Raw genomic sequence first — 20,869 nt, forward strand, 5'->3', positions numbered from 1 at the left:
ATGTCTATTTTATTACAAAAAAAGAATGTTGGCGGCTACTCTTATATGAGTAGCCCCAACATTTAGTATAGAGCCCTTTGTTTTAAGTAAATTTAACATTCATATGCCTAGTGTTATATTACTATGTAATTAGCCAAAGAATACATATTTAGCCAATACAATGGCACTCATAACATACACAAACCAGTGTACTTCTTTATGCTTACCAGTGATGACTTTAATAATTGGATAGATGATTAAACCGGCAGCTACACCGTTTGCAATGCTGTATGTGAAAGGCATTAAAACGATAACTAAGTAGGCAGGGAAACCTTCTGTCCAATCGGAAAAATCAATTTCACGAATGGACTCCATCATCAAAGCACCTACAAGAATTAATACAGGAGCAGTGGCTGCATTCGGTACTAAGGCGATTAATGGAGCAAAGAATAAGGAAAGAATGAACATAAATCCGCAAGTGACAGCAGTTAAACCAGTACGGCCACCAGCACCAACCCCCGCGGCACTTTCAACGAAAGCTGTAATTGTACTAGAACCAAGCAGAGCCCCAAAGCTAACGCCGAGAGAGTCCACAATCATCGCTTTTCCCAAGCCCGGAAACTTGCCAGCTTTTGGATCGGAAATACCAGCTTTGGCTGTGGTAGCAATCAATGTGCCCATGGAGTCAAATAATTCCACAAAGGTGAACGAGAAAATGATAGTTATAAGCCCAATTTGAAAAGCGGAGCCGATATCTAGCTGCATAAATGCGACTTTGCTGAAATCAGGTATGGCCATAAATGTTAATGTTTCAGGTAGCGTAGCAATACCTGTTACATAGGCGATAATCGATGTGGTAATGACACCTATGAGTAAGGCACCTGTGATGCGGCGCGCCATCAAAGCAGCGGAGAAAAACAATCCGAATAAAGATAAGAGAACTTCTGGATTTTTAAGATTTCCCAAGCTTAGTAATGTTTCAGAAGCTCCAGGAGCGCCATGACCTTTAGCAGCAATAATATCATGCAAGGTGCCTGGTTGTAAGGATAGAGAAATGGTCATTAATCCGGATAGTTTTAAACCGATAATACAGATAAATAAGCCAATACCTACGGTGATAGCGAACTTTAACGATGCAGGGATCACCTTGATGATAAGTAAACGTATATTTGTTACAGTTAATACAAAGAAGACGAGACCAGATATGAAGACGGCACCTAACGCTGTTTGCCATGTTAGTCCCATACCAATAACTACTGTAAAGGAGTAGAATGCTAAGAGCCCTACACCTGGTGCATAGGCTAATGGATAGTTAACAAATAGTCCCATAATCATAGTAACCAAACCACCACCTAAAGCAGTAGCGATTAATACGGCATCTCTGTCCATTCCAGCCAATCCTAATAAGTTAGGCGCTAGTAGCAAAATATATGCCATGGTAATAAATGTGGTGAGACCAGCGAGGATCTCTGTGCGAACTGAGGTGTTCCGCTCTTTCAGTGCGAATAACCTTTCTAACATAGTAAAACCTCCTCCTCTATAACAAATTATGTTTACATTATAGCATAGCAACCATGAGAAAAAAAGATAGTTGATAAAAATTTGTGACAAAAATCACATAATTGAGAGTTGATATACATAGGATAGAAAGGGACGGAATAAAATAGGCATATATGGGTAGAATATAATGTAATTCATACCATATATGCCTATACTTATTTAGTTGAGTGTTAATGAGAATCGATTAATCAAAGAATACATATTTTGCTAATACGATAGTCCCTAATACGTACATGAACCAATGCACATCTTTATGACGGCCAGTGATACATTTCATCAACGGATATACGATGAGACCTGCTGCTACACCATTGGCGATGCTGTATGTGAAAGGCATCAACACAATAACTAAATAGGCAGGGAAACCTTCTGTCCAGTCAGAGAAATCAATTTCACGGATAGCCTCCATCATCAAGGCGCCTACCAAAATCAGTACAGGAGCTGTAGCTGCATTGGGAACTAATGCGATTAATGGAGCAAAGAATAAACAAAGGATGAACATGATACCACAAGTGACAGCTGTCAATCCTGTACGACCACCAGCGCCAACGCCGGCAGCACTTTCAACGAAAGCCGTAATCGTACTAGAACCAAGCATAGCACCAAAACTTACACCTAGTGAATCCACAATCATCGCTTTACCAAGACCAGGGAACTCCCCTTTTTTAGGATCCGCAATGCCAGCTTTGGAGGCGGTAGCAATTAAGGTACCCATGGAGTCGAATAGTTCAACGAAAGTAAAAGAGAAGATAATGGTTACAAGACCTACTTGGAAAGCAGAGGGAATGTCTAGTTCCATAAACGCAATCTTACTGAAGTCTGGAATCGCCATAATGCTTAGAGAATCTGGTAAGCTAGCGATACCGGTAGCATAGGCAATGATGGATGTGACGATGACACCAATCAATAGAGCTCCTGTTACTCGACGAGCCATCAAAGCGGCGGAGAAAAATAAAGAGAATAGGGATAAGAGAACTTCTGGATTGCCTAAGTTACCTAATGTTAATAAGGTTTCTGATGCGGCAGGTGCTCCATGACCTTTGGCAGTCACAATATCGTTCAATGTGCCGGGCTGCAAAGATAAGGCGATGGTCATAAGACCAGATAGTTTTAAACCAATGATACAAATGAATAAGCCGATACCTACGGTAATGGCAATTTTTAAAGAAGACGGAATAGCCTCAATGATAAGTTGACGAATTTTAGTTAACGTCAGTACAAGAAAGACGAGTCCAGAAATAAATACAGCACCTAATGCTGTTTGCCAGGTTAATCCCATGCCAAGGACCACGGTAAAAGAATAGAAGGCCAATAGACCAACACCAGGCGCCAAAGCGATAGGATAATTAACAAACAGTCCCATGGCGATAGTGACTAAACCGCCCCCTAAGGCTGTAGCAATTAATACAGCATCTTTGTCCATACCCGCTAAGCTTAGCAAGTTGGGTGCCAATAGCAAAATATATGCCATGGTAATGAAAGTAGTCAGTCCTGCAAGGACTTCTGTACGGATCGTAGTATTTCGCTCTTTTAGGGCGAATACGCGTTCTAACATGAGAAACCTCCTAAATAATTAAATAAAAATGCTCTTTTATTGTAGCATAGAGGAAGTTATAAGGATAGGTTTTCTGATAGAATATATTCAAAAAAATTATAAAAGCAAGATAATTATATAAAAATAACTAATAAATAAATGAGAAGTACACTGAGAGGTGACATTGGTTTTCAGTGTGTGTAAATATACAGCGAGATATTGTATATATGAGTATAATGCGTGGTAGTTATGCATTTTGCATACTAAATATGTACACAATCTATATAGACAAACTTCGTTGTTATAGATATAATAGAGACTAGGAATAAATCCTACTTTTGAAGAGGTATTATCTATGAAAATTTCTACTAAAGGTCGATATGCATTACGTGTTCTAGTGGACTTAGCAGAACATAGCGTAGATCGGAATGTATCTATTCGCGAAATGGCGGAGCGCCAAAGAATTTCTGATAAATATTTAGAAGGAATTGTAGCACGATTGAGTGCGGCAGGATATGTAAAAAGTGTGCGTGGTAAATACGGTGGCTATCAATTAACCAAAGAACCAAAAGAGTATACAGTGTATGATATTCTTGCGGCTACAGAAGATTCCATTGCCGTTGTGGCTTGTTTAGAGGAAGAAGTGAACACATGTCCAATGAGCGATGGATGCCGTACATTACCATTATGGGAGCATTTACAAAATCATTTACGCGAGTACATGCAAAGTTTAACATTACAGGATGTCATCGACCGACATTTCTCAGTGTAAGCATTGAAAAGGGTAAGGGAAGTTGAAAGTGAAAAAAGAGAAAGAAAGATTAGACGTAGAAACCCATGTGGGGTTTCCTTTGTATGCAGCAGCTAAAGAAGTGTTTCGGGCATGCCAACCAGAATTGACTAAGGTTGGGTTGACCTATACGCAATATTTAGTGATGTCTGTTATTTGGGAATTGAAAAGCGTGAATTTAAAAGCTATTGGAACTCGATTGTTCCTAGATTCCGGAACATTAACACCATTGTTAAGGAAACTAGAATTAAAAGGATTCATTGTACGTGAGCGGGTAAAAGAGGATGAGCGTTCCATGGAGATTACTTTAACAGCAAAGGGACAATCATTGCAGAAAAAGGTTCGCCACATTCCTGAGTTAATTGAGGTAAACATTGGCTTATCACCTGATGACCTACAAGTATTGCAAAGCTTATTGTACAAAGTACTACATAATGTAAAAGGCTATAAAATCTAATTAAACTTACTTGTAAGGTGAGTAGAGGATTGTTGATACCACATCAACTATCCTCTATTTTTATTTCTTCAAATCCAGAGGGGTTTGTTGGACCAAGTAGTAGATATGTTACAATAAGGTTAAAATTTGAAGTTAGTAGAGGATGTGAAATATGAAACGATTACAACAAACAGGGATGGTAGCAGTGTGGATTCTCACGATAGGAATGTCGCTGCTAGCCATTTGCTATACAATGATTATTCCTTTTCTTCCCGTATACCTGTTAGAACTGGGAGTGGAACAGGAACACTTAGCCCTTTGGTCGGGCTTGTCATTTTCTATTTCTTTTTTTATTGCAGCGATTATGGCTCCCGTATGGGGGCGATTGGCAGATCAGCATGGAAAGAAGCTCATGGCAGTCCGGGCAGGGATTTTAATTGGCGTTTCCTATTTATGGAGCGCCTTTGTACAAGATGAATATCAATTTTTATTAGTGCGTGCGTTTCAAGGCTTTGCCAATGGATTTATGCCAGCCGCCATGACCATGGTATCGTTGTCGGTGCCGAAGGAACGAGTGGGCACCGCGATGGGTATCTTTCAGATGGGATTAGTTCTAGGGAATACAGTGGGCCCCTTAACCGGTGGATTAACAGAATTAGCGGTAGGGATGCGTCCTGTGTTTATAGTGGCGGGCATTACCTTATTTATCGTTACCGCCGCCATCGCCATCTTTGTGAAAGAACCACAGGTTGAAAGTGTAGCCCCAGTGAAAGTTACTTCTTTTAAAGAAGATTTACAAGAGGCGAAACGAAATAAGGTATTGCTCCATATTTTAGGGTTATATTTTCTAGTGCAATCTGTCATGCTCATGCTACAACCTATCGTGGCCATTTATGTGGGCGAATTAAAAGGTTCCATGGAAGGGGCTGCCATGTTAGCAGGGTCTATTCTCAGTGGTGGCGGTGTGATGGGTATGATTATGACTAATGTGTGGGCGGCTTATGGACAACGACGAGGATACTTTAAGGTTATCTCGTATGGGTTGTTGGGTACGGGAACCGTATTATTATTGCAAAGTTTACCATTTGGCCTATGGTGGTTTGGGGCATTGCAACTACTCATAGGAGTGTTCATTGTGGGTATCTTTCCATCCCTTGGATCTGCTATGACAGTGAATACCGATCCGTCAGTGCGTGGTCGAGTATTTGGGCTAGCCACGACATCGCAGCAATTGGGAAATATGATGGGCCCTTTATTTGCTAGCATAGTGGCGACCTATTGGGGTACCTCATATGTATTCCTCGTAGCAGGTATAGGGATGATGATCATTGGCTCTTTAGTATTGAAAGTCCATGGAAATCGCCCGAACATTCTATAAGTTGATAGACGGTATACACTAAGTGTGATATAATTCACTCATACAAAGCATGCTACATGCGCATACTATTGTGAACTTCATACGGTAATTGTATAAGGTTATACACGGAGGTGGTTCTATGCAAGACACATTGATTTTGAAAGGACATATTCTGCACACACCGAGTCCAACACAGTTGGTAGCTATATCACATGGATATATTGTAGCTGTAGATGGTGTGGTTGTGTACTGTGGTAAAACTTTGCCAAGTTCTTATGAGGGATTGCCTGTAGTTGACTATGGAGACCAACTTATCATTCCGGGTTTTGTAGATACCCATGCCCATGCACCACAATATTGTAATCGTGGTCTTGGTATGGATAAAGAGTTATTACCTTGGCTTGAGACGTATACATTTCCAGAGGAAACGAAGTTTAACGATCCAGAGTATGCCCGTCTAGTATATAGTGCTTTTGTGCGTGATCTATGGCGACATGGTACTACCCGTAGTATTCTCTTTGGTACGATCCACAAGGACAGCACAGTAGTGTTGATGAAACTATTGGAAGAAGCGGGGTTATCTGCGTTAGTAGGCAAGGTGAATATGGATCGAAATAGCCCAGACTTCCTGATTGAGACTACGGAACAGTCGTTAGCAGATACGAAAGCTTGGTTGGAAGCATCGAAATCATTTGGACCCCTTGTGAAACCGATTATTACACCGCGTTTCGTGCCGTCCTGTACAAGTGAACTGATGCGAGGATTAGGGGAACTGGCCAAGGAATACGATGTGCCGGTACAATCGCATTTGTCTGAAAATTATGGGGAAATTGAATGGGTATCAGCGTTGCATCCTGAATCAGATAGTTATACCGATGTGTATTATGAACATCAACTGATGGGACAGACTCCAACGGTAATGGCCCATTGCATTCATTTGAGTGATGAAGAGATGGATCGCATGGAAGAAACGCAGACGATGGTGTCTCATTGTCCTTACTCTAACGTCAATTTATCCAGCGGTATTGCACCGATTCGTAAACTCTTAGAACATCATATCCCAGTGGGATTAGGATCAGACATTTCAGGGGGACATGCAGTGTCCATGGCGAAAGTGTTGATGGAAGCCATTGGCTTATCTAAAATGAAATGGGTAGAAGTAGACAATCAATATGCACCATTGACCTTAAGAGAAGCTTTCTACTTAGCCACTAAGGGTGGAGGAACATTCTTTGGTAAGGTAGGTAGCTTTGAAGAAGGCTATGAGTTAGATGCTCTTATCATCGACGATACGTCTATGTTTGATGCCAATGAACGGTCTTTAGAAGAGCGATTGGAGCGATGGATATATATCGGTGATGATCGTCATATTATGAAACGCTATGTGGCGGGTCGCTTAGTAGAAGAACCAAAATAATTTACATATACAAATAGAGGAACGTTGATCATGTTGGTCAACGTTCCTCTATTGTATATACAGTATTTTGTTACAGTGCCTTACTGACTATGTATGTGTTGTTAGATATATCTCTGTATTAGGGGGAATACGGGTCAGAGATTCTATACCTTCGTTTCCGGATCTGTATCCATCTCGGATTGTATAGGTAAATGGAATCCAAAGACGGTGCGTACGTCTGGTGCGCTTTCTACTTCTAACGTACCTTCATGGAGTTGTACAACATTTTGTACAAAGAAGAGTCCAAGTCCGAGACCTTTGTTTTCTTTTGACGTACGAGAGGGGTCTACTTGGTACAAGCGGTCCCAAATCATAGGAATGCTTTCAGGAGGGATGCCGATACCATCATCTTGGACGAAGATACGAATCGTATCACCTAAGGAAACTTCAAAATGGATGGAATGATGAGCAAATTTGAAGGCATTATCCAACAGATTGGCCATCGCTTGTTGTAATAAGATTTGATTACCATGTACAACGATGGAGGGATCAATATGGCTAGTGAAGGTCAGTCCCTTATCCTGACTCAAGCGAGCATAGGTAGAGGCTAGTTGTTGTGCTACCTCTGAAAGGGGAACTGGTACCTTATCGATATTGGTTAAACTATCTAGGCGTGCTATTTCTAGTAATTGGGATACCATATCAGCCATGCCCTTACTTTGGACGAAAATATTTTGAAAGCTTTCCTTAGCTTCTTCTAAAGAAGACACATATTGGCGGGCGTAATCACTTTCTGCTTGGATGACAGCGATAGGAGTGCGCAACTCATGGGATATATCGGAATTAAATCGTTTCTCTCGATTCGATGCCTCTTCCAAGCTACTGAGCATATGGTTGAAAGTAGATGCCAACTGATACATGGTATCTCCCGATTGAGGGATATTTTCAATCCGTTCCGACAAATCTCGTTTCAATGAAATTTGTTCTGCTAAGCTTGTTACGGTGCGCACTGGTTTTAAACCACGCTGGATAATCCAATATCCACCAATGGTGGCAACAGTGACGAATAAGATGCCTCCTAGCAATAAAGCTAGGAACATATTGTTTGATTTTCTATCTAGAAAACTCATGGGCACAACGCCACGAATGTAGCCTTGTACACCAATTTGATGATGGATAGGAGCATCATAATACAAGAAAGAGTGAGCATCTTGGTTGACTTCGGTGATACCATCAAAAGAAGGTGGCGTATTTTTAGGGAATCGGTCTGGTGGATTACCTCGTAAGATGATGCCGTCATGGGAGTAGACCAACAGAAAGATACCCTCATCAAAAGGTTTGTATTTTTTTGGATGATTAGCAGCCTCAATGACTTTTTGTTGCAAGTCTGTACGCATTTCGTTTTGATCCCAAATGTGGGTAAATTGCATTACGAATGTAGCAAGGAGCCCAATCATCAGCAAGAGAAAGATAGAATACCAACTAGTGATCTTATACACCAAAGGAACACGTAATAGAACGGCCTCTATAGGATGCCATATAGGCTGTATGATATCATGGTACATACGATTGACGATAGAGCGCATAGATTATTCCTCGGTGCGGAATACATAGCCGACGCCACGAACCGTTTGAATTAATTTTTTATTTTCATCGATGTCGACTTTTTTGCGCAAGTCTTTGATGTATACGTCGATGAGGTTGGAGTAACTTTCATAGTCGTATTCCCACACATGGTCGAGAATTTGTTGGCGAGACAAGACGATATTGGGGTTGCTTGCTAAATAGAATAACAAGTCAAATTCTTTGGCAGTTAACGTTAAGGGCTCGTCATTAAGAAAGACAGATCGACTTTTATGGTTGATACGCAAAGGACCAGCAGTGATATCTTCTACCGCTTGGTTGCGACCACGGCGAGCTAAGGCATAGATGCGAGCGATGAGTTCGTCAAACTCAAAGGGCTTCACTAAGTAGTCATCGGCCCCTAGGTTTAAGCCAGACACTTTATCTTCTAGGGCATCCTTGGCAGTTAAGAAGAGGACTGGTGTTTTGTTGCCTTCAGCGCGCATTTGTTTCACCACTTCATGACCATCCATTTTTGGCATCATAATGTCCATGACAATCACATCATAACTGGACGTAGAGATATAATCTAATCCATCTTCGCCGTTATAGCATTGGTCTACAATCATAGACTCTACCTTTAAACGTTTGGCGATAATATTATTCAGCATTTCTTCATCTTCAACAATTAAGACTTTCATAAGAGCTCCTTTCATAGGTTAGTATATAGTTGTATTGTATCGTATTTTTAATATACTTTAAAGAGATATATGGAAGTAGTATAGCCGTTGTACATGAAAAGACCATGAATGATTGCTTTATGCGGTAGGGTCACCTATAATAAAGGTAGAAATTATGATTTGTTCTTCCCTAGGAGTGGTTATTATGAATATTAGAACAATGACGGCCTATGCCTTATTGATTGCTCTTTGCGCTATTGGCGGACAGATCCATTTTGGAGTGTATTCCATTGGATTTGATTCATCACCAGCCTTTGTGGGAGCCTTACTGTTAGGTCCTGTAGCGGGGGCTGTGCTAGGTGCTTTAGGACATATAGCAACAGCTGCCTCCACGGGTTTTCCTCTCAGTGTACCCATTCATGTAGCGGTCGCTATTATTATGGCAGGGACTGGGGCTAGTATTGGATATATAATGAAACGAATGACTTCATCTTTCTCTTATGTAGTGAGTGGTATACTGGGGTATATTGTTAATGTTGGTATTGGGATCGCCGTGATTGCATGGATGACACAGAGTACAGGGGTTGTTGCCATTTTATTTGTGCCTCTGTCCTTAGCCTATGTGTTGAACTATGTAGGGGCGGCTCTTGTAGTGAGTCAGTTGAATCGAGTGTTTGGTGGTAAACGACATGCGTGATATAACAAGACTTTCCTTGAAAGAGAATGAAGATTGGATCATTGCCAGTGATATTAGCAGTGGTATTGGGTTACAGGAGCATGATGTGCTAGCTGTACCCTATGCCATGGTGGGTGCCTTCGCAGCTCGTGTGGCAATGCTCGAAATTCTATGCGCTAGAGGTACTGTGAAAGCCATACAATACCTCATTGGCGGCGACTACGATACGGTGGTGATCTCTGTGGTACAGGGGATTCAAGAAGAACTGGATACACTAGGTATTACTGTGCCCATTAATGGTAGCCATGAAAGTAATATGAAAGTAAGCACTACCTCTGTAGGGATTACTGCCTTAGGAATCGGGGAGCCAGAAATGCTTGGCACAGGAGAACCCTATGCTGTGTACGTATTAGGGAAACCCTTAGTAGGTCATGAGGTGCTAGAACAACCAGAGTGGATTGTTACCTATGATGAGGTGAAACGAGCCTTGGCACATCCTAGCACATCTCGTGTGGTGCCCATTGGTTCTAGAGGTATCCGCCAAGAGTTGACGGTGGTCAGCTATTTAGAAGGGGCATCCATGGAGTCCATAGAACTGACTGATGATGAGTTAGATCATAGTGGCGGACCTGCTACGGCGGTGGTCGTCGCTGTTCGTACTAGTGGCGAAGACGCTTGGCTAGCAGACTTTCCAAAGGCGCAGTATGTAGGACGGCATAGGTAATAGAAAGGATATAGATATGAAACAATTACGATATTATATAGTATTGGCATTGGTAGCTGGCGGATTGACAGTGGCGCAAGCAGAAGCAAACCCATATGGTGTAGTGAGTCCTCCTGATTGGGAATACCAAGCGCTCATGACCTTGGTAAAACATGGAGCGATTACGGATACTAAAGGGATAGACTTAGGGTCACGAGCATTCACTAGAAAAGAACTCATCCCTATGATGGCAGATGTGGTATCACGTCGTGAAACCATGAATGAAAGTGACCGAATGTTGGCATTGCGACTGTACAATGAAAATCGTCGGTCCATTATGAACTATGAAATAGAACAAGAAGAAGCAAAATTAGGTAAAGCACAGGGGGATAGTACGGATGAGGGTACCCCAATCGCAGTGGAACCAGCTTTGACGAAAGAAGAAATCCAAAAGAAAATGGAGGCCTTCCAGATTGATACATCTGCTTTGCCAAATCGCAGCGGTGTACAGGTGCGCACCTCTCAACAAGGATCTTCTCAACGAAGTCATTTAGAGTTAGTAGTGCCTTCGGTGAAGAATCAAGGAAATGTAGCCTTACAACCAATTGATGGAGAAGTACAAGAGGCTATGGCTAGCGGTCAATGGGATGCGTCCAAAAAGGAACAACGACCGCTTATGAAAGTGGCTAAACAAGAATGGGTTCTATTGCAAAAAGCAGAACGCAAACAAGAACGGTTAGATGCTCAATCCCAACGCCAATTAGAGAAAGCTCAACGAAAACAAGAGGCATTGGCAAAGAAAGAGCAACAACGATTGGCAAAAGCGGAGCGCGCTAAGTTACAAGCAGAACAAAAATTGGCGAAACAGCAAGCGAAGGAACAAGAGCGATTAGCAAAACAACAGGCTAAGAAGGAAACTCAATTGGCAAAACAGCAAGCTAAGGAACAAGAAAAATTGGCAAAACAAGACCAAAAAGAACGAGATAGACTGGCGAAGAAAACTAAGAAATAAGGGAAATACATTTGCTATTATCGAAAAAGTTCGGTATACTAAAGGTTAGCAATCCATTTGGTGTACTTTCATCATGAACCGGAGGAACTATGATTATACGAGAAGAGAAAAAGCGTGAATTTTATACGGTCACAGCTCTCGTGCGTGAAGCCTATATCAATGCAGATCGCAGTACAGGGCGAGAATATAAACTAGTGGAATTATTGCGCGAGTCTGATGCGTATATTCCTAAGTTATCCTTAGTGGCTGTTATCGATAACGCCATTGCAGGGTATGGTATGTTCTTGCGTGGTAAAGTAGGCAATCAGGACGTACTCATCTTGGGCTTACTGGCAGTAGCGCAATCTATGCGTGGACATGGTGTAGGAGGTGCGCTCATTTTAGAAGGTCAACGGTTGGCGCGTAAAATGGGATACTCTTACTTATTTGTACATGGTAGTAATGTATACTATCCACGGTTAGGTTATGATTTTGCACACAAATTTGGCGTAGAACCGCCAGCAGGATTGGACCGGGATCATATGATGGGGATTCAACTTGATGCCCAAGCAGAGCCTTTACAAGGTGTATTGGAATATCCGGAACCATTCAAAATCCTAGAAATGTTCTAGGTGACTACGACCTATGTCGTGGTAGGTATTAGATAGACAGTTCGAGATCCTCCTGTCTGTAAACAAAACTAAGGAGTTATAATGAAACAATTTAACAACACACAACGATTGACGATTTCTGCCATTTCCATCGCTATGTATTTGGCGCTTATGATCGGTACACAAGGCTTTGCCTTTGGTCAGTATCAAGTGCGTATTGCCACAGCGCTGTATGGATTGTCAGCGATCTTCCCATTCACCATTCCAGCCTTTGGTATTGCAAACTTTGTGAGCAATACAGTGATGGGCGGCTTTGGTTTAGTGGATGCTATCGGTGGAGCCATCGTAGGATTATTGACAACAGGTTTGATTGTCCTTGCGAAGCGTCAAGGCTTAGGCAACTGGGTATTGATTCCTATCATTACTTTTGTACCAGGATTGATTGTACCAATTTGGTTGACCTATTTCTTGCCAGTTCCGTACTGGGTATTAGTGAGCTCCCTCGTAGTAGGTCAGTTCGTGTGTGGTGTGGTGAGCTACTTCCTCATCAATGCATTAGAGAGAGTAGTGTATAAAAATAAGGAGGCTTTAGTTCGTGAGTAGTGGTCGTAATGCAGCAGAATTACAAGGTGTTCATGCTTTAGGTAGCCATACGGACTATCCTACAGATTATGCGCCGCAAGTGCTAGAAGCATTTCCGAATAAACATCCAGGGAATGACTATTTTGTGAAATTCAATTGTCCAGAGTTTACGAGCCTTTGTCCCATGACGGGGCAACCGGACTTTGCAACGATTTACATTTCCTATGTACCAGATGAAAAATTGGTGGAAAGTAAATCTTTAAAATTATATTTATTTAGTTTCCGCAACCATGGAGACTTTCACGAAGATTGTATCAATATCATCATGAAAGATTTAGTGGCATTGATGGAGCCTAAATATATTGAAGTATGGGGCGAATTTACACCACGTGGGGGCTTGTCCATTGATCCGTACGCCAATTATGGCAAACCGGGCACCGATTGGGAAGCCACAGCGAAGGAGCGCTTGCACTTTCACGATATGCAACCAAAACGGGTAGCGTACCGTTAATTACATACATACTATTGCCAGGTCAATCGGTTGAGGGACCTGGCAATTTTACTAAGTGCCCTAGACATGATAGGATAGAGATAGATACAACGTATTGAGAGGAAAAGGAGTTGGACATGCAACCACAGTTATATATTGGCGGAGCGGGTACGGGAAAGACCACGGCTTGTTTCGCAGAGATAGAGCGAATTTTACAAGACCATCCAGACCACCAGATTATCGTCCTTGTGCCAGACCCTGCGACGTATATGATGGAGCGCAAGTTAGCGGAGTATCGTCAGGAAAAAGGGTTCACCACGGTGCGTGTGGTGGGTATGACACGGCTAGCCTACCAAGTGTATCAATCCTTAGGAAAAGTGAAAGAAGGAGGCCTGTCGGAGATTGGCAAGAAATTAGTCCTTCGAGTGCTCTTAAAGCAATCCGCAGGGGAATTGGACTTGTTTAAACAGGCAGCGAAACAACCTCATTTTGGAGATGTCATACAAGGTCTCTTGACGGAGTGTAAAGCCTTTGGTGTAACGCCAGAGGACTTGTCGGGGGCGGTACAACAGGTAGACTCTATGGTGTTGGGCAGAAAATTACAAGAATTATCCTTGTTATTAGAACGCTACGATACAGCGCTGGAAGAGTTAGGCGTCCAAGATTCTATGGAAACATTGATCGAAATCTTACCACAGTCGCCACTGATGGAACGGTGTCATGTCTTTGTGGATGGATTTCATTGGTTTACGCCACTACAATATCGATTGATTCAACGGCTGTTTTCCCTTAGTGAATCCTGTCATATGACGATCAGTTTGCCATCCTTGGAGGAAGAGGTGCATAGTCGCAAGGGATCTATGTATTTCCGTGTTTGGGAGACGTACCGAGATATGATGACTTGGTATCCAGAGGCAGTAGTGCATGATATGAACACCGTCTATCGAGGGACACCTGTACTGCAACAATTGAACACACAATTTTTTAAAACACCTATGAAAGCAAATACCACCGAAGATTCGTTGACCATGGTAAGTGCCTACAATCGAGAACGGGAAGCTGATGCGGTATGTCGTAAGATTTTAGCATATCGTCAAGAAGAGGAACATCGCTGGAAAGACTGTACCATTATATTGAGGGACATGGAGTCTTATGGTGATGTACTGGAAAAAGCTTGCATGAATTATGGCATTCCTTTCTTCTCGGATCAACGGAAGATGATGACTAGCCATCCCTTGGCGGAGTTTTTGCAAGGTATCTTCCATGTACATCGCACCTTTTTTGATCATGATGCGGTATTCCGCTTACTGAAAACGGATTTTGCGCCTTTCACACGGGAAGAAGTAGACCGATTAGAAAACTATTGTTTAGAATATGGCATTCAAGGGGCGGCGTGGTTACGAGATGTGTGGACCTATGGTGGCGAGGACGATGAAGAGCGACGAGCTGTGATGCAGGCTTTACATATGCGCGTCCTAGAATATTTGCGTCCAATCTATGATTTCTGTAAATTGTCACATACGGGACAGGAATGGAGTGAGTTCCTATTCCAAATCATGCAAGACTGGCGCATTCCAGAGCAATTGAAACATTGGTATGACGAAGCAGAAGGCCGTGGGGATGTACAAGAAAGTGCCAGCCATGTACAGATCTATAAACATGCTATTCAATTGCTAGAGGAATGTGCATCCGTTACAGGATCAGAAATGTTAAATGCTGAAGAGATGGGACTTATCATCGAGGAAGGACTTAGTGAAGTGACCTACTCCTTGGTACCGCCATCGTTGGATCATGTGACGATTACCACCATCGACCGTAGCTATATGACAGATGCGAAGGAAGTCTATGTGCTAGGCCTCAATGAAGGCGTATTTCCTCGTAAAATGGGGGACGAAGGTATTCTGCGTGACCAAGAGCGGACGGCGTTGGCTAAGGTAGGTGTGCAACTAGCGGCGGGTGCCTTAGGGCAAATGTTCAATGAAAATTTCTTATTCTATTTAGCCTGCACCCGTGCTAGCCAAGGACTGCACCTGTCCTATGTCACATCCGATGAAGAAGGGTCTAAAATGGAACCATCTTTGGTAGTGCGCCGTTTACAGCAATATGGGTATGTGAAAACTATGGAAGAAGCGCCACTATCTATGCCAGAGGGGCGAGAACAGGACTACCTGTGGCGACCATCCCAGAGCTTAGGTCTTTTTTCTAGCCGCATGAGTGCCCTCATGAAAGGAGAACCTATCTCCTCTACATGGTGGAGTCTCTATAATTGGGGATTGGAATCGGGCTATGGAGGTGAAGTATTCTTTGCCACACGAGGTATGTTTGATTCCAATACGGTGCCACGCATTGAGCAGAGTATTGTGCGAGGGTTGTTGCTACGCAGTGATGCCTTAACGGGATCCGTTACACGATTAGAACGATATCATCGTTGCCCATACAGTTTCTATGCCCAATATGCATTGCGCTTAGCCCCACGAAAGGTGAAATCCTTTGGAGCCCCTGAAATCGGTACTTTTCTGCACGAGACATTGCGATATTTAGGGGAATATTTATTAAAACAAGGTCGGCAATGGCGTGATGTAACAGAGGAAGAACAAGAATCCTTATGCCGTGAAGCGGCAGATGCGGTGATGGGCACAGAGGAGCGAGATGCGTACGAAGCGCAATTGTATACTCGATTAACATCCACCTTATCGGCTACGGTAACACGCCTCGTAGATTGGTCCAAGAAAAGCGAGTTTTCCACTACAGAAGTTGAGCAAAGCTTTGGGATGGGCGAATCTGGTTGGTACCCAGTACGCATTCCCTTGGGTAAGAACTATGGTGAAAGTATCGTACTGCGTGGTCAAATCGACCGTGTCGATGAATATCGTGGTCCTCTTGGCCATTATGCGGCGGTCATCGACTATAAATCAGGGGGCACAACGGTGCGAGCTGATGAAATTTACTATGGTTTGAAATTACAGTTAATGACCTATTTATTGGCATTGGAGAAGAATACACAGGATAGAATTGGCACGGCAGCTGCTCTCTACACCTATGTGCGGAATCCGCAAGTGAAATTGTCTGAAGTCGTGAATCACAGACGGGCGGAGGAAGAAAAATCGGAAGGCCAACAATTGAAAAACAGTGGATACTTTGTAGATGGTGATGTGTTACAATTCTTAGATGTGACAAGGGCTTACCAAAGTAATTCCCCTTATGTACCGATTGTTCTGAAAAAGGATGGCACTCCGGATAGTCGCACATCCAAGAGTTTAAAGACAATGGAACAATTTGTCCTCATGAAGGAATACACAAAACAAATTATTTCCAATAGTGGTACACAGATGATGGATGGAGAATTTCCTATTAGTCCGTACCAAAAGGATAAGCGACGACCTTGTGAATATTGTGAGTTCCAAGCCTTATGCCGCTTTGATGGAACCCGCAATAGATATCGCTATATTAAGACCATGACCGAAGAGGAAGCATTGGAGAAGATGGAAGCATTACAAACAGGAGGGGCTACCTATGAAATGGACTGATGCGCAACAGAGCGCTATTGATGCACCTAGACCAGGGCAGTTACCATCCCAAACTATTTTGGTGTCCGCTGCGGCGGGATCTGGTAAAACGGCAGTCCTCGTAGAGCGTATGATACAACGCCTGAAACGGCGAGAGCTAAGTATTCAAGAACTGATGGTGGTGACTTTCACAAAGGCGGCAGCAGCGGAGATGAAAGCTCGTATCGGCGTGAAACTAGCGGAAGAGTTTCAAGCTACAGGGGATACTTATTTAGAAGAACAATTGAATATGTTGCCGTCCGCACATATTTCCACCTTGCACTCCTTTTGCCAATGGGTCATCCGTAGTTATTTCTATAAACTAGACATTGATCCGTCTTTCACCATCGGCAATGAAGGGGAATTGGCTCTTATGCGCTACGATGTGCTAGATGCCATTTTGCTAGAAGCCTACGAACAAGGTTTGTATAATATTTACGATGTGAGCGATATGTTTAGCACGGAACGGTCCGACCAGGTTTTGAGGGAGACCGTGTTTCAAATTTACAACTTTGCCTTGGCGCAAAGTCAGCCTATGCGTTGGTTAGATCAGGTCTGTACTACCTATGAAAGTGCTTTACACCAAACCTTGTTAGAAACTACTTGGGGCACATTATTTTGGAAAGAACAACAACGGCAAATTGAGTATCTGTTAGAACGCTATGAAGAGGCACAGCGCTTGGCAACGTTAGGTAATGGGTTCGATAAATGGATGGAAAAGGTCAGCGAATTGCAAACACTGTTACAAGCCATGCAAAAAGCAGACACCTGGGATGCTATGCATGTCGGTGTAGTTGGCATTGGGGGATTTAGTTTCCCTATACTCCGTGCCACTAAGTCTATGAATGAAAGTGACCCAGCTATCTTGAGCGAAATTAAAGCTATTTTGGCTGAAGGAAAAGAGATATTGCAAGCCATGCCGAAAGGTGTCTTTGCTATTACGGAAGAAGATTGGCGAGAGCAAATGGAGTACTTAGTGCCGTTGGTACGAGGTATTATCGGGCTGGTGAAACGATTCCATGAGGACTTTCAACAGGCAAAACAAGAAGCGGGCATGATCGATTTCTCTGACTTGGAACATCTATGCCTAGCCTTATTAGTAGATCCTGAGTCGGAAGAGTCGTTGCAACCCTCGGAGGTGGCGCTAGAGTTACAGGACACATTCAAAGAAGTGATGGTCGATGAATACCAAGATACGAATGGCGTCCAAGAGGCCATCGTGAATTTAGTATCTCGTGGGGACAATCGTTTTTATGTGGGCGATGTGAAACAGTCGATTTATGGATTTCGCATGGCAGATCCTCAGCTATTCATGGAGAAGTACCATCGCTTTGACCACGATGTAAATGGCGTGGAACGGCGCATCGATTTGTCACAAAATTTCCGTTCCCATGAAGCGATTCTAAATGTAACGAACTTTATATTTTCGCAAATTATGACCGATGAAGGGGCAGGCCTTACCTATGGTGAGGCAGAAGCTCTCCACACAGGTCGCATCGTAGAAGAGGCGCCACCAGAATGGGTAGGTGGAGACGTAGAAGTGCACGTTCTTTGCTGTGATGAAGACAAGGCACAGACAGATCCTGAAGACGGAGAAGACCTAGAGAACGATGAAAAAGAAATGCTCTTTGTAATCCGCAAAATTCAAGAGTTAAAGAACAACGGAGCTTTGGTACAAGATAAAGATGGCACTTTCCGTCTCATGGAATGGCGAGACATTGTACTCTTGAAACGATCTATCTCCGGGTCCGCGAGCCGAATGATCGACCTACTACGGCGAGAGGGCATCCCTGCCTATGCAGAGGAGAAATCGGGCTATTTTAGCGCTATGGAAGTGCAGTTTATGCTGTCCTTGTTGCAAATCATCGATAATCCAGAGCAGGACTTGCCTATGGCCATCGTTTTGCAATCGCCTCTTATCGGGATGGATGCCAACGATTTAGGGCGCCTTCGTCTGTCTGTAGGGGAGAACAGCTTGTGGAGCGGATTGCGCCCATTTGTAGAAGCATCCCAGAATGCAGGGTGGATTCGTTTTGTGGACTTCATGGATACTTGGCGGACCATGTCTCGTCGTCAAGGTATTACGGACTTAATTTGGCACATCTACGATACCTTGCATGTGGTAGAATACGTGAGCGCCATGCCGAATGGTTTGGTGCGCCGTGGCAATGTGCTAGCTTTGTATGAGCGAGCGAAACAATATGAAAGTGGCAATTACCGTGGTTTATTCCGGTTCTTGCGCTTTATTGAAAGCTTGCAGGCATCCGGAGAAGATTTGAGCGTTGCCAAAACAGTGAGTGAAGCGGACAATGTGGTGCGCATTATGACCATCCACAAAAGTAAAGGCTTAGAGTTCCCTGTAGTATTCCTCATGGGCACCCAAAAGGGCTTTAATAAAATGGATTTGAATCGCTCCTTGCTATTGCACAAGGAATATGGTGTGGGCTTAAAAGGATACTTCCCAGACTTGCGTGTTATGTATAACTCCGTGCCTTGGATTTTCGTGCGCCAAGCTTTGGAAGAAAATTTGAAAGCTGAAGAGGAACGTATCCTCTATGTGGCGTTGACTCGTCCTAAAGATAAACTGTATATTACAGGCTATCTGAAGGGGTCCATCAATGGCTCTACAGATCGACCAGCCACGAAGAAAATGGGCGAATGGGTGGCGCCTGTCTTGCAGTGGGGTGAAAGTGCTTTCACGAAAGAGCAGATTCTAGGATGTAATTCCTATTTAGATTGGATTTTGCGGAGTTTAGCTCGCCACGTCGCAGGGGGCACGCAGTTGCGTCAATTTGCGGAGGTAGAAAGTCCGCAATTCCCAGATATACCGTACAAAGATTGTCCTGTATCCTTCCACGTTCATGATGGGAATGACTACAGTGTTTCACAGGAAACACCGTCCGTGGATGTAGATATGTTAGAACAAGTACGTGCCCAATTACCGGTGGAAGCGCCACCATTGGATCCGATCGTGGTGGATCGCTTGACCTCTGTCTATCCTTATGAAAGTTCTACAGAACGAGCGGGGAAAATCTCTGTATCTGAAATTAAACGGCGCTTTGTGGAGTTGGAAGAACTGGCGAAGCAGATGATTGAGCCGGACTATCGAACAGAGCAACATAACAGCAATATAGAAGGAGAATCTGGGACACCAGATAGGTCTGAACTGCTCGTAGTAGACTCTAGTAAGGACTCAGATAGTTCCGTAGAAGGTATGTTAATAGGCGATAGTATGCTCGATAGTATACCGGATGCATGTACTGACGATACTGAGCCAACTGGCGAGCAGGGCATGGAAAACGGTGCTGAGAAAGGCAAAGAAAAGGGTGCAGAGGATATATCAGAAGAAGCTCCTGTAGACCTAGGACCCTTCGACGTAGCCTTGTCTTCCATGAATGAGTCCACGCCGATTCGCAGTGGCGCCCGTTGGGGTACCCTCATGCATGAAGTGATGCAGTGGTTGCCGTTGGAAAACTACACACGACTATCTTTGCAGAAAGCCTTAGATAACTTGGCGTTACAAGGATACTTAACGGATGAAGAACGGAAAGCGATCAGTGAAAAACGGATTTATGATTTCTTTCAGTCTGACCTAGGGCAACGATTGCTAACAGCACAGCGAGTGGAACGAGAACTACCATTCAGCATGCTATTTCCGGCGAATCGTGTGTACCCAGAGATGCTAGACGGGGAAGATCTGTTCCTACAAGGTATCATCGATACGGCATTCCTAGAAGACGGCGCTTGGGTCCTAGTGGATTATAAGACCGACCGTCTAGACGAAGAGGCTCTAGTAGATCGATATCGCATTCAGCTGATGCTGTATAAAGAAGCTTTGGAACGATTAACACCATACCCTGTAAAAGAGGTATACATCTATTCCTTCCGACTGGAGCGGGCTATACCAGTATAAAGTGCGATTGCAACATTAGTAATAATCTCATAGATATGTTAGGTATATTATTCTACATGCGTT

16 protein-coding genes are annotated in these 20,869 nt (G+C 43.3%); 12 read left to right on the forward strand and 4 right to left on the reverse strand.

Features of this window, described 5'->3' with window-relative positions; all coding sequences use genetic code 11:
- Window positions 1-129: 129 nt before the first annotated feature.
- Window positions 130-1,500 (reverse strand): NCS2 family permease, encoded by a 1,371-nt coding sequence (locus tag EO116_RS05525; protein WP_127160985.1) that lies wholly within the window; start codon window positions 1,498-1,500, stop codon window positions 130-132.
- A 223-nt stretch (window positions 1,501-1,723) separates the two neighbouring features.
- Window positions 1,724-3,094, reverse strand: coding sequence for an NCS2 family permease (locus EO116_RS05530; RefSeq protein ID WP_127160986.1), 1,371 nt, complete (start codon window positions 3,092-3,094; stop codon window positions 1,724-1,726).
- A gap of 334 nt (window positions 3,095-3,428) precedes the next feature.
- Between EO116_RS05530 and EO116_RS05535 the strand changes: the two genes are divergently transcribed.
- The 4 genes from EO116_RS05535 to guaD all read left to right on the forward strand — a co-directional run bounded on the left by EO116_RS05535 (window position 3,429) and on the right by guaD (window position 7,073).
- The gene (locus tag EO116_RS05535) at window positions 3,429-3,845 is read left to right on the forward strand and encodes an Rrf2 family transcriptional regulator (RefSeq protein WP_127160987.1); all 417 of its coding nucleotides are present in this window, start codon (window positions 3,429-3,431) and stop codon (window positions 3,843-3,845) included.
- 28 nt (window positions 3,846-3,873) lie between these two features.
- Entirely contained in the window at window positions 3,874-4,320 is a 447-nt protein-coding gene (locus EO116_RS05540; RefSeq protein WP_127160988.1) for a MarR family winged helix-turn-helix transcriptional regulator, read from the forward strand.
- Window positions 4,321-4,471: 151 nt separating this feature from the next.
- Window positions 4,472-5,677, forward strand: a complete 1,206-nt coding sequence (locus tag EO116_RS05545) for an MFS transporter (protein ID WP_127160989.1) — start codon at window positions 4,472-4,474, stop codon at window positions 5,675-5,677.
- Between the two features lie 118 nt (window positions 5,678-5,795).
- Window positions 5,796-7,073: a guanine deaminase gene (guaD, locus tag EO116_RS05550; RefSeq protein ID WP_127160990.1), complete on the forward strand. Its 1,278-nt coding sequence runs from the start codon at window positions 5,796-5,798 to the stop codon at window positions 7,071-7,073.
- Between the two features lie 143 nt (window positions 7,074-7,216).
- Here the strand turns inward: guaD and EO116_RS05555 are convergent, their stop codons facing one another.
- Together EO116_RS05555 and EO116_RS05560 are read right to left on the reverse strand one after the other, a co-directional pair.
- A complete protein-coding gene (locus tag EO116_RS05555) occupies window positions 7,217-8,617 on the reverse strand; it encodes a cell wall metabolism sensor histidine kinase WalK (RefSeq protein WP_164726083.1) in 1,401 nt (466 codons plus the stop codon).
- Between the two features lie 24 nt (window positions 8,618-8,641).
- The gene (locus tag EO116_RS05560) at window positions 8,642-9,316 is read right to left on the reverse strand and encodes a response regulator transcription factor (RefSeq protein WP_127160992.1); all 675 of its coding nucleotides are present in this window, start codon (window positions 9,314-9,316) and stop codon (window positions 8,642-8,644) included.
- Between the two features lie 184 nt (window positions 9,317-9,500).
- Between EO116_RS05560 and EO116_RS05565 the strand changes: the two genes are divergently transcribed.
- From EO116_RS05565 to addA, 8 genes are all read left to right on the forward strand, one after another.
- A complete protein-coding gene (locus EO116_RS05565; protein ID WP_164725861.1) occupies window positions 9,501-9,992 on the forward strand; it encodes an ECF transporter S component in 492 nt (163 codons plus the stop codon).
- Window positions 9,985-10,695 carry a hypothetical protein gene (locus EO116_RS05570; RefSeq protein WP_127160994.1) on the forward strand — a complete coding sequence of 237 codons (711 nt, stop codon included), beginning with the start codon at window positions 9,985-9,987 and terminating at the stop codon, window positions 10,693-10,695. Before EO116_RS05565 ends, EO116_RS05570 begins: the two co-directional genes overlap by 8 nt.
- 16 nt (window positions 10,696-10,711) lie before the next feature.
- Window positions 10,712-11,686: a hypothetical protein gene (locus tag EO116_RS05575; protein WP_127160995.1), complete on the forward strand. Its 975-nt coding sequence runs from the start codon at window positions 10,712-10,714 to the stop codon at window positions 11,684-11,686.
- Between the two features lie 89 nt (window positions 11,687-11,775).
- Window positions 11,776-12,297, forward strand: a complete 522-nt coding sequence (locus EO116_RS05580; protein ID WP_127160996.1) for a GNAT family N-acetyltransferase — start codon at window positions 11,776-11,778, stop codon at window positions 12,295-12,297.
- Between the two features lie 81 nt (window positions 12,298-12,378).
- Complete coding sequence (locus tag EO116_RS05585; RefSeq protein ID WP_127160997.1) at window positions 12,379-12,879, forward strand: QueT transporter family protein; 501 nt, start codon at window positions 12,379-12,381, stop codon at window positions 12,877-12,879.
- Window positions 12,872-13,369, forward strand: a complete 498-nt coding sequence (queF, locus tag EO116_RS05590; RefSeq protein WP_009353151.1) for a preQ(1) synthase — start codon at window positions 12,872-12,874, stop codon at window positions 13,367-13,369. Before EO116_RS05585 ends, queF begins: the two co-directional genes overlap by 8 nt.
- A gap of 116 nt (window positions 13,370-13,485) precedes the next feature.
- Entirely contained in the window at window positions 13,486-16,875 is a 3,390-nt protein-coding gene (locus tag EO116_RS05595) for a PD-(D/E)XK nuclease family protein (protein WP_127160998.1), read from the forward strand.
- Entirely contained in the window at window positions 16,862-20,806 is a 3,945-nt protein-coding gene (gene addA / locus EO116_RS05600; protein WP_127160999.1) for a helicase-exonuclease AddAB subunit AddA, read from the forward strand. The genes EO116_RS05595 and addA overlap by 14 nt, the downstream gene beginning before the upstream one ends.
- Window positions 20,807-20,869 lie beyond the last annotated feature (63 nt).

It is taken from the genome of Veillonella sp. VA137, from assembly GCF_003992015.1.
In the GTDB taxonomy this organism is placed as follows: Bacteria; Bacillota; Negativicutes; order Veillonellales; family Veillonellaceae; genus F0422.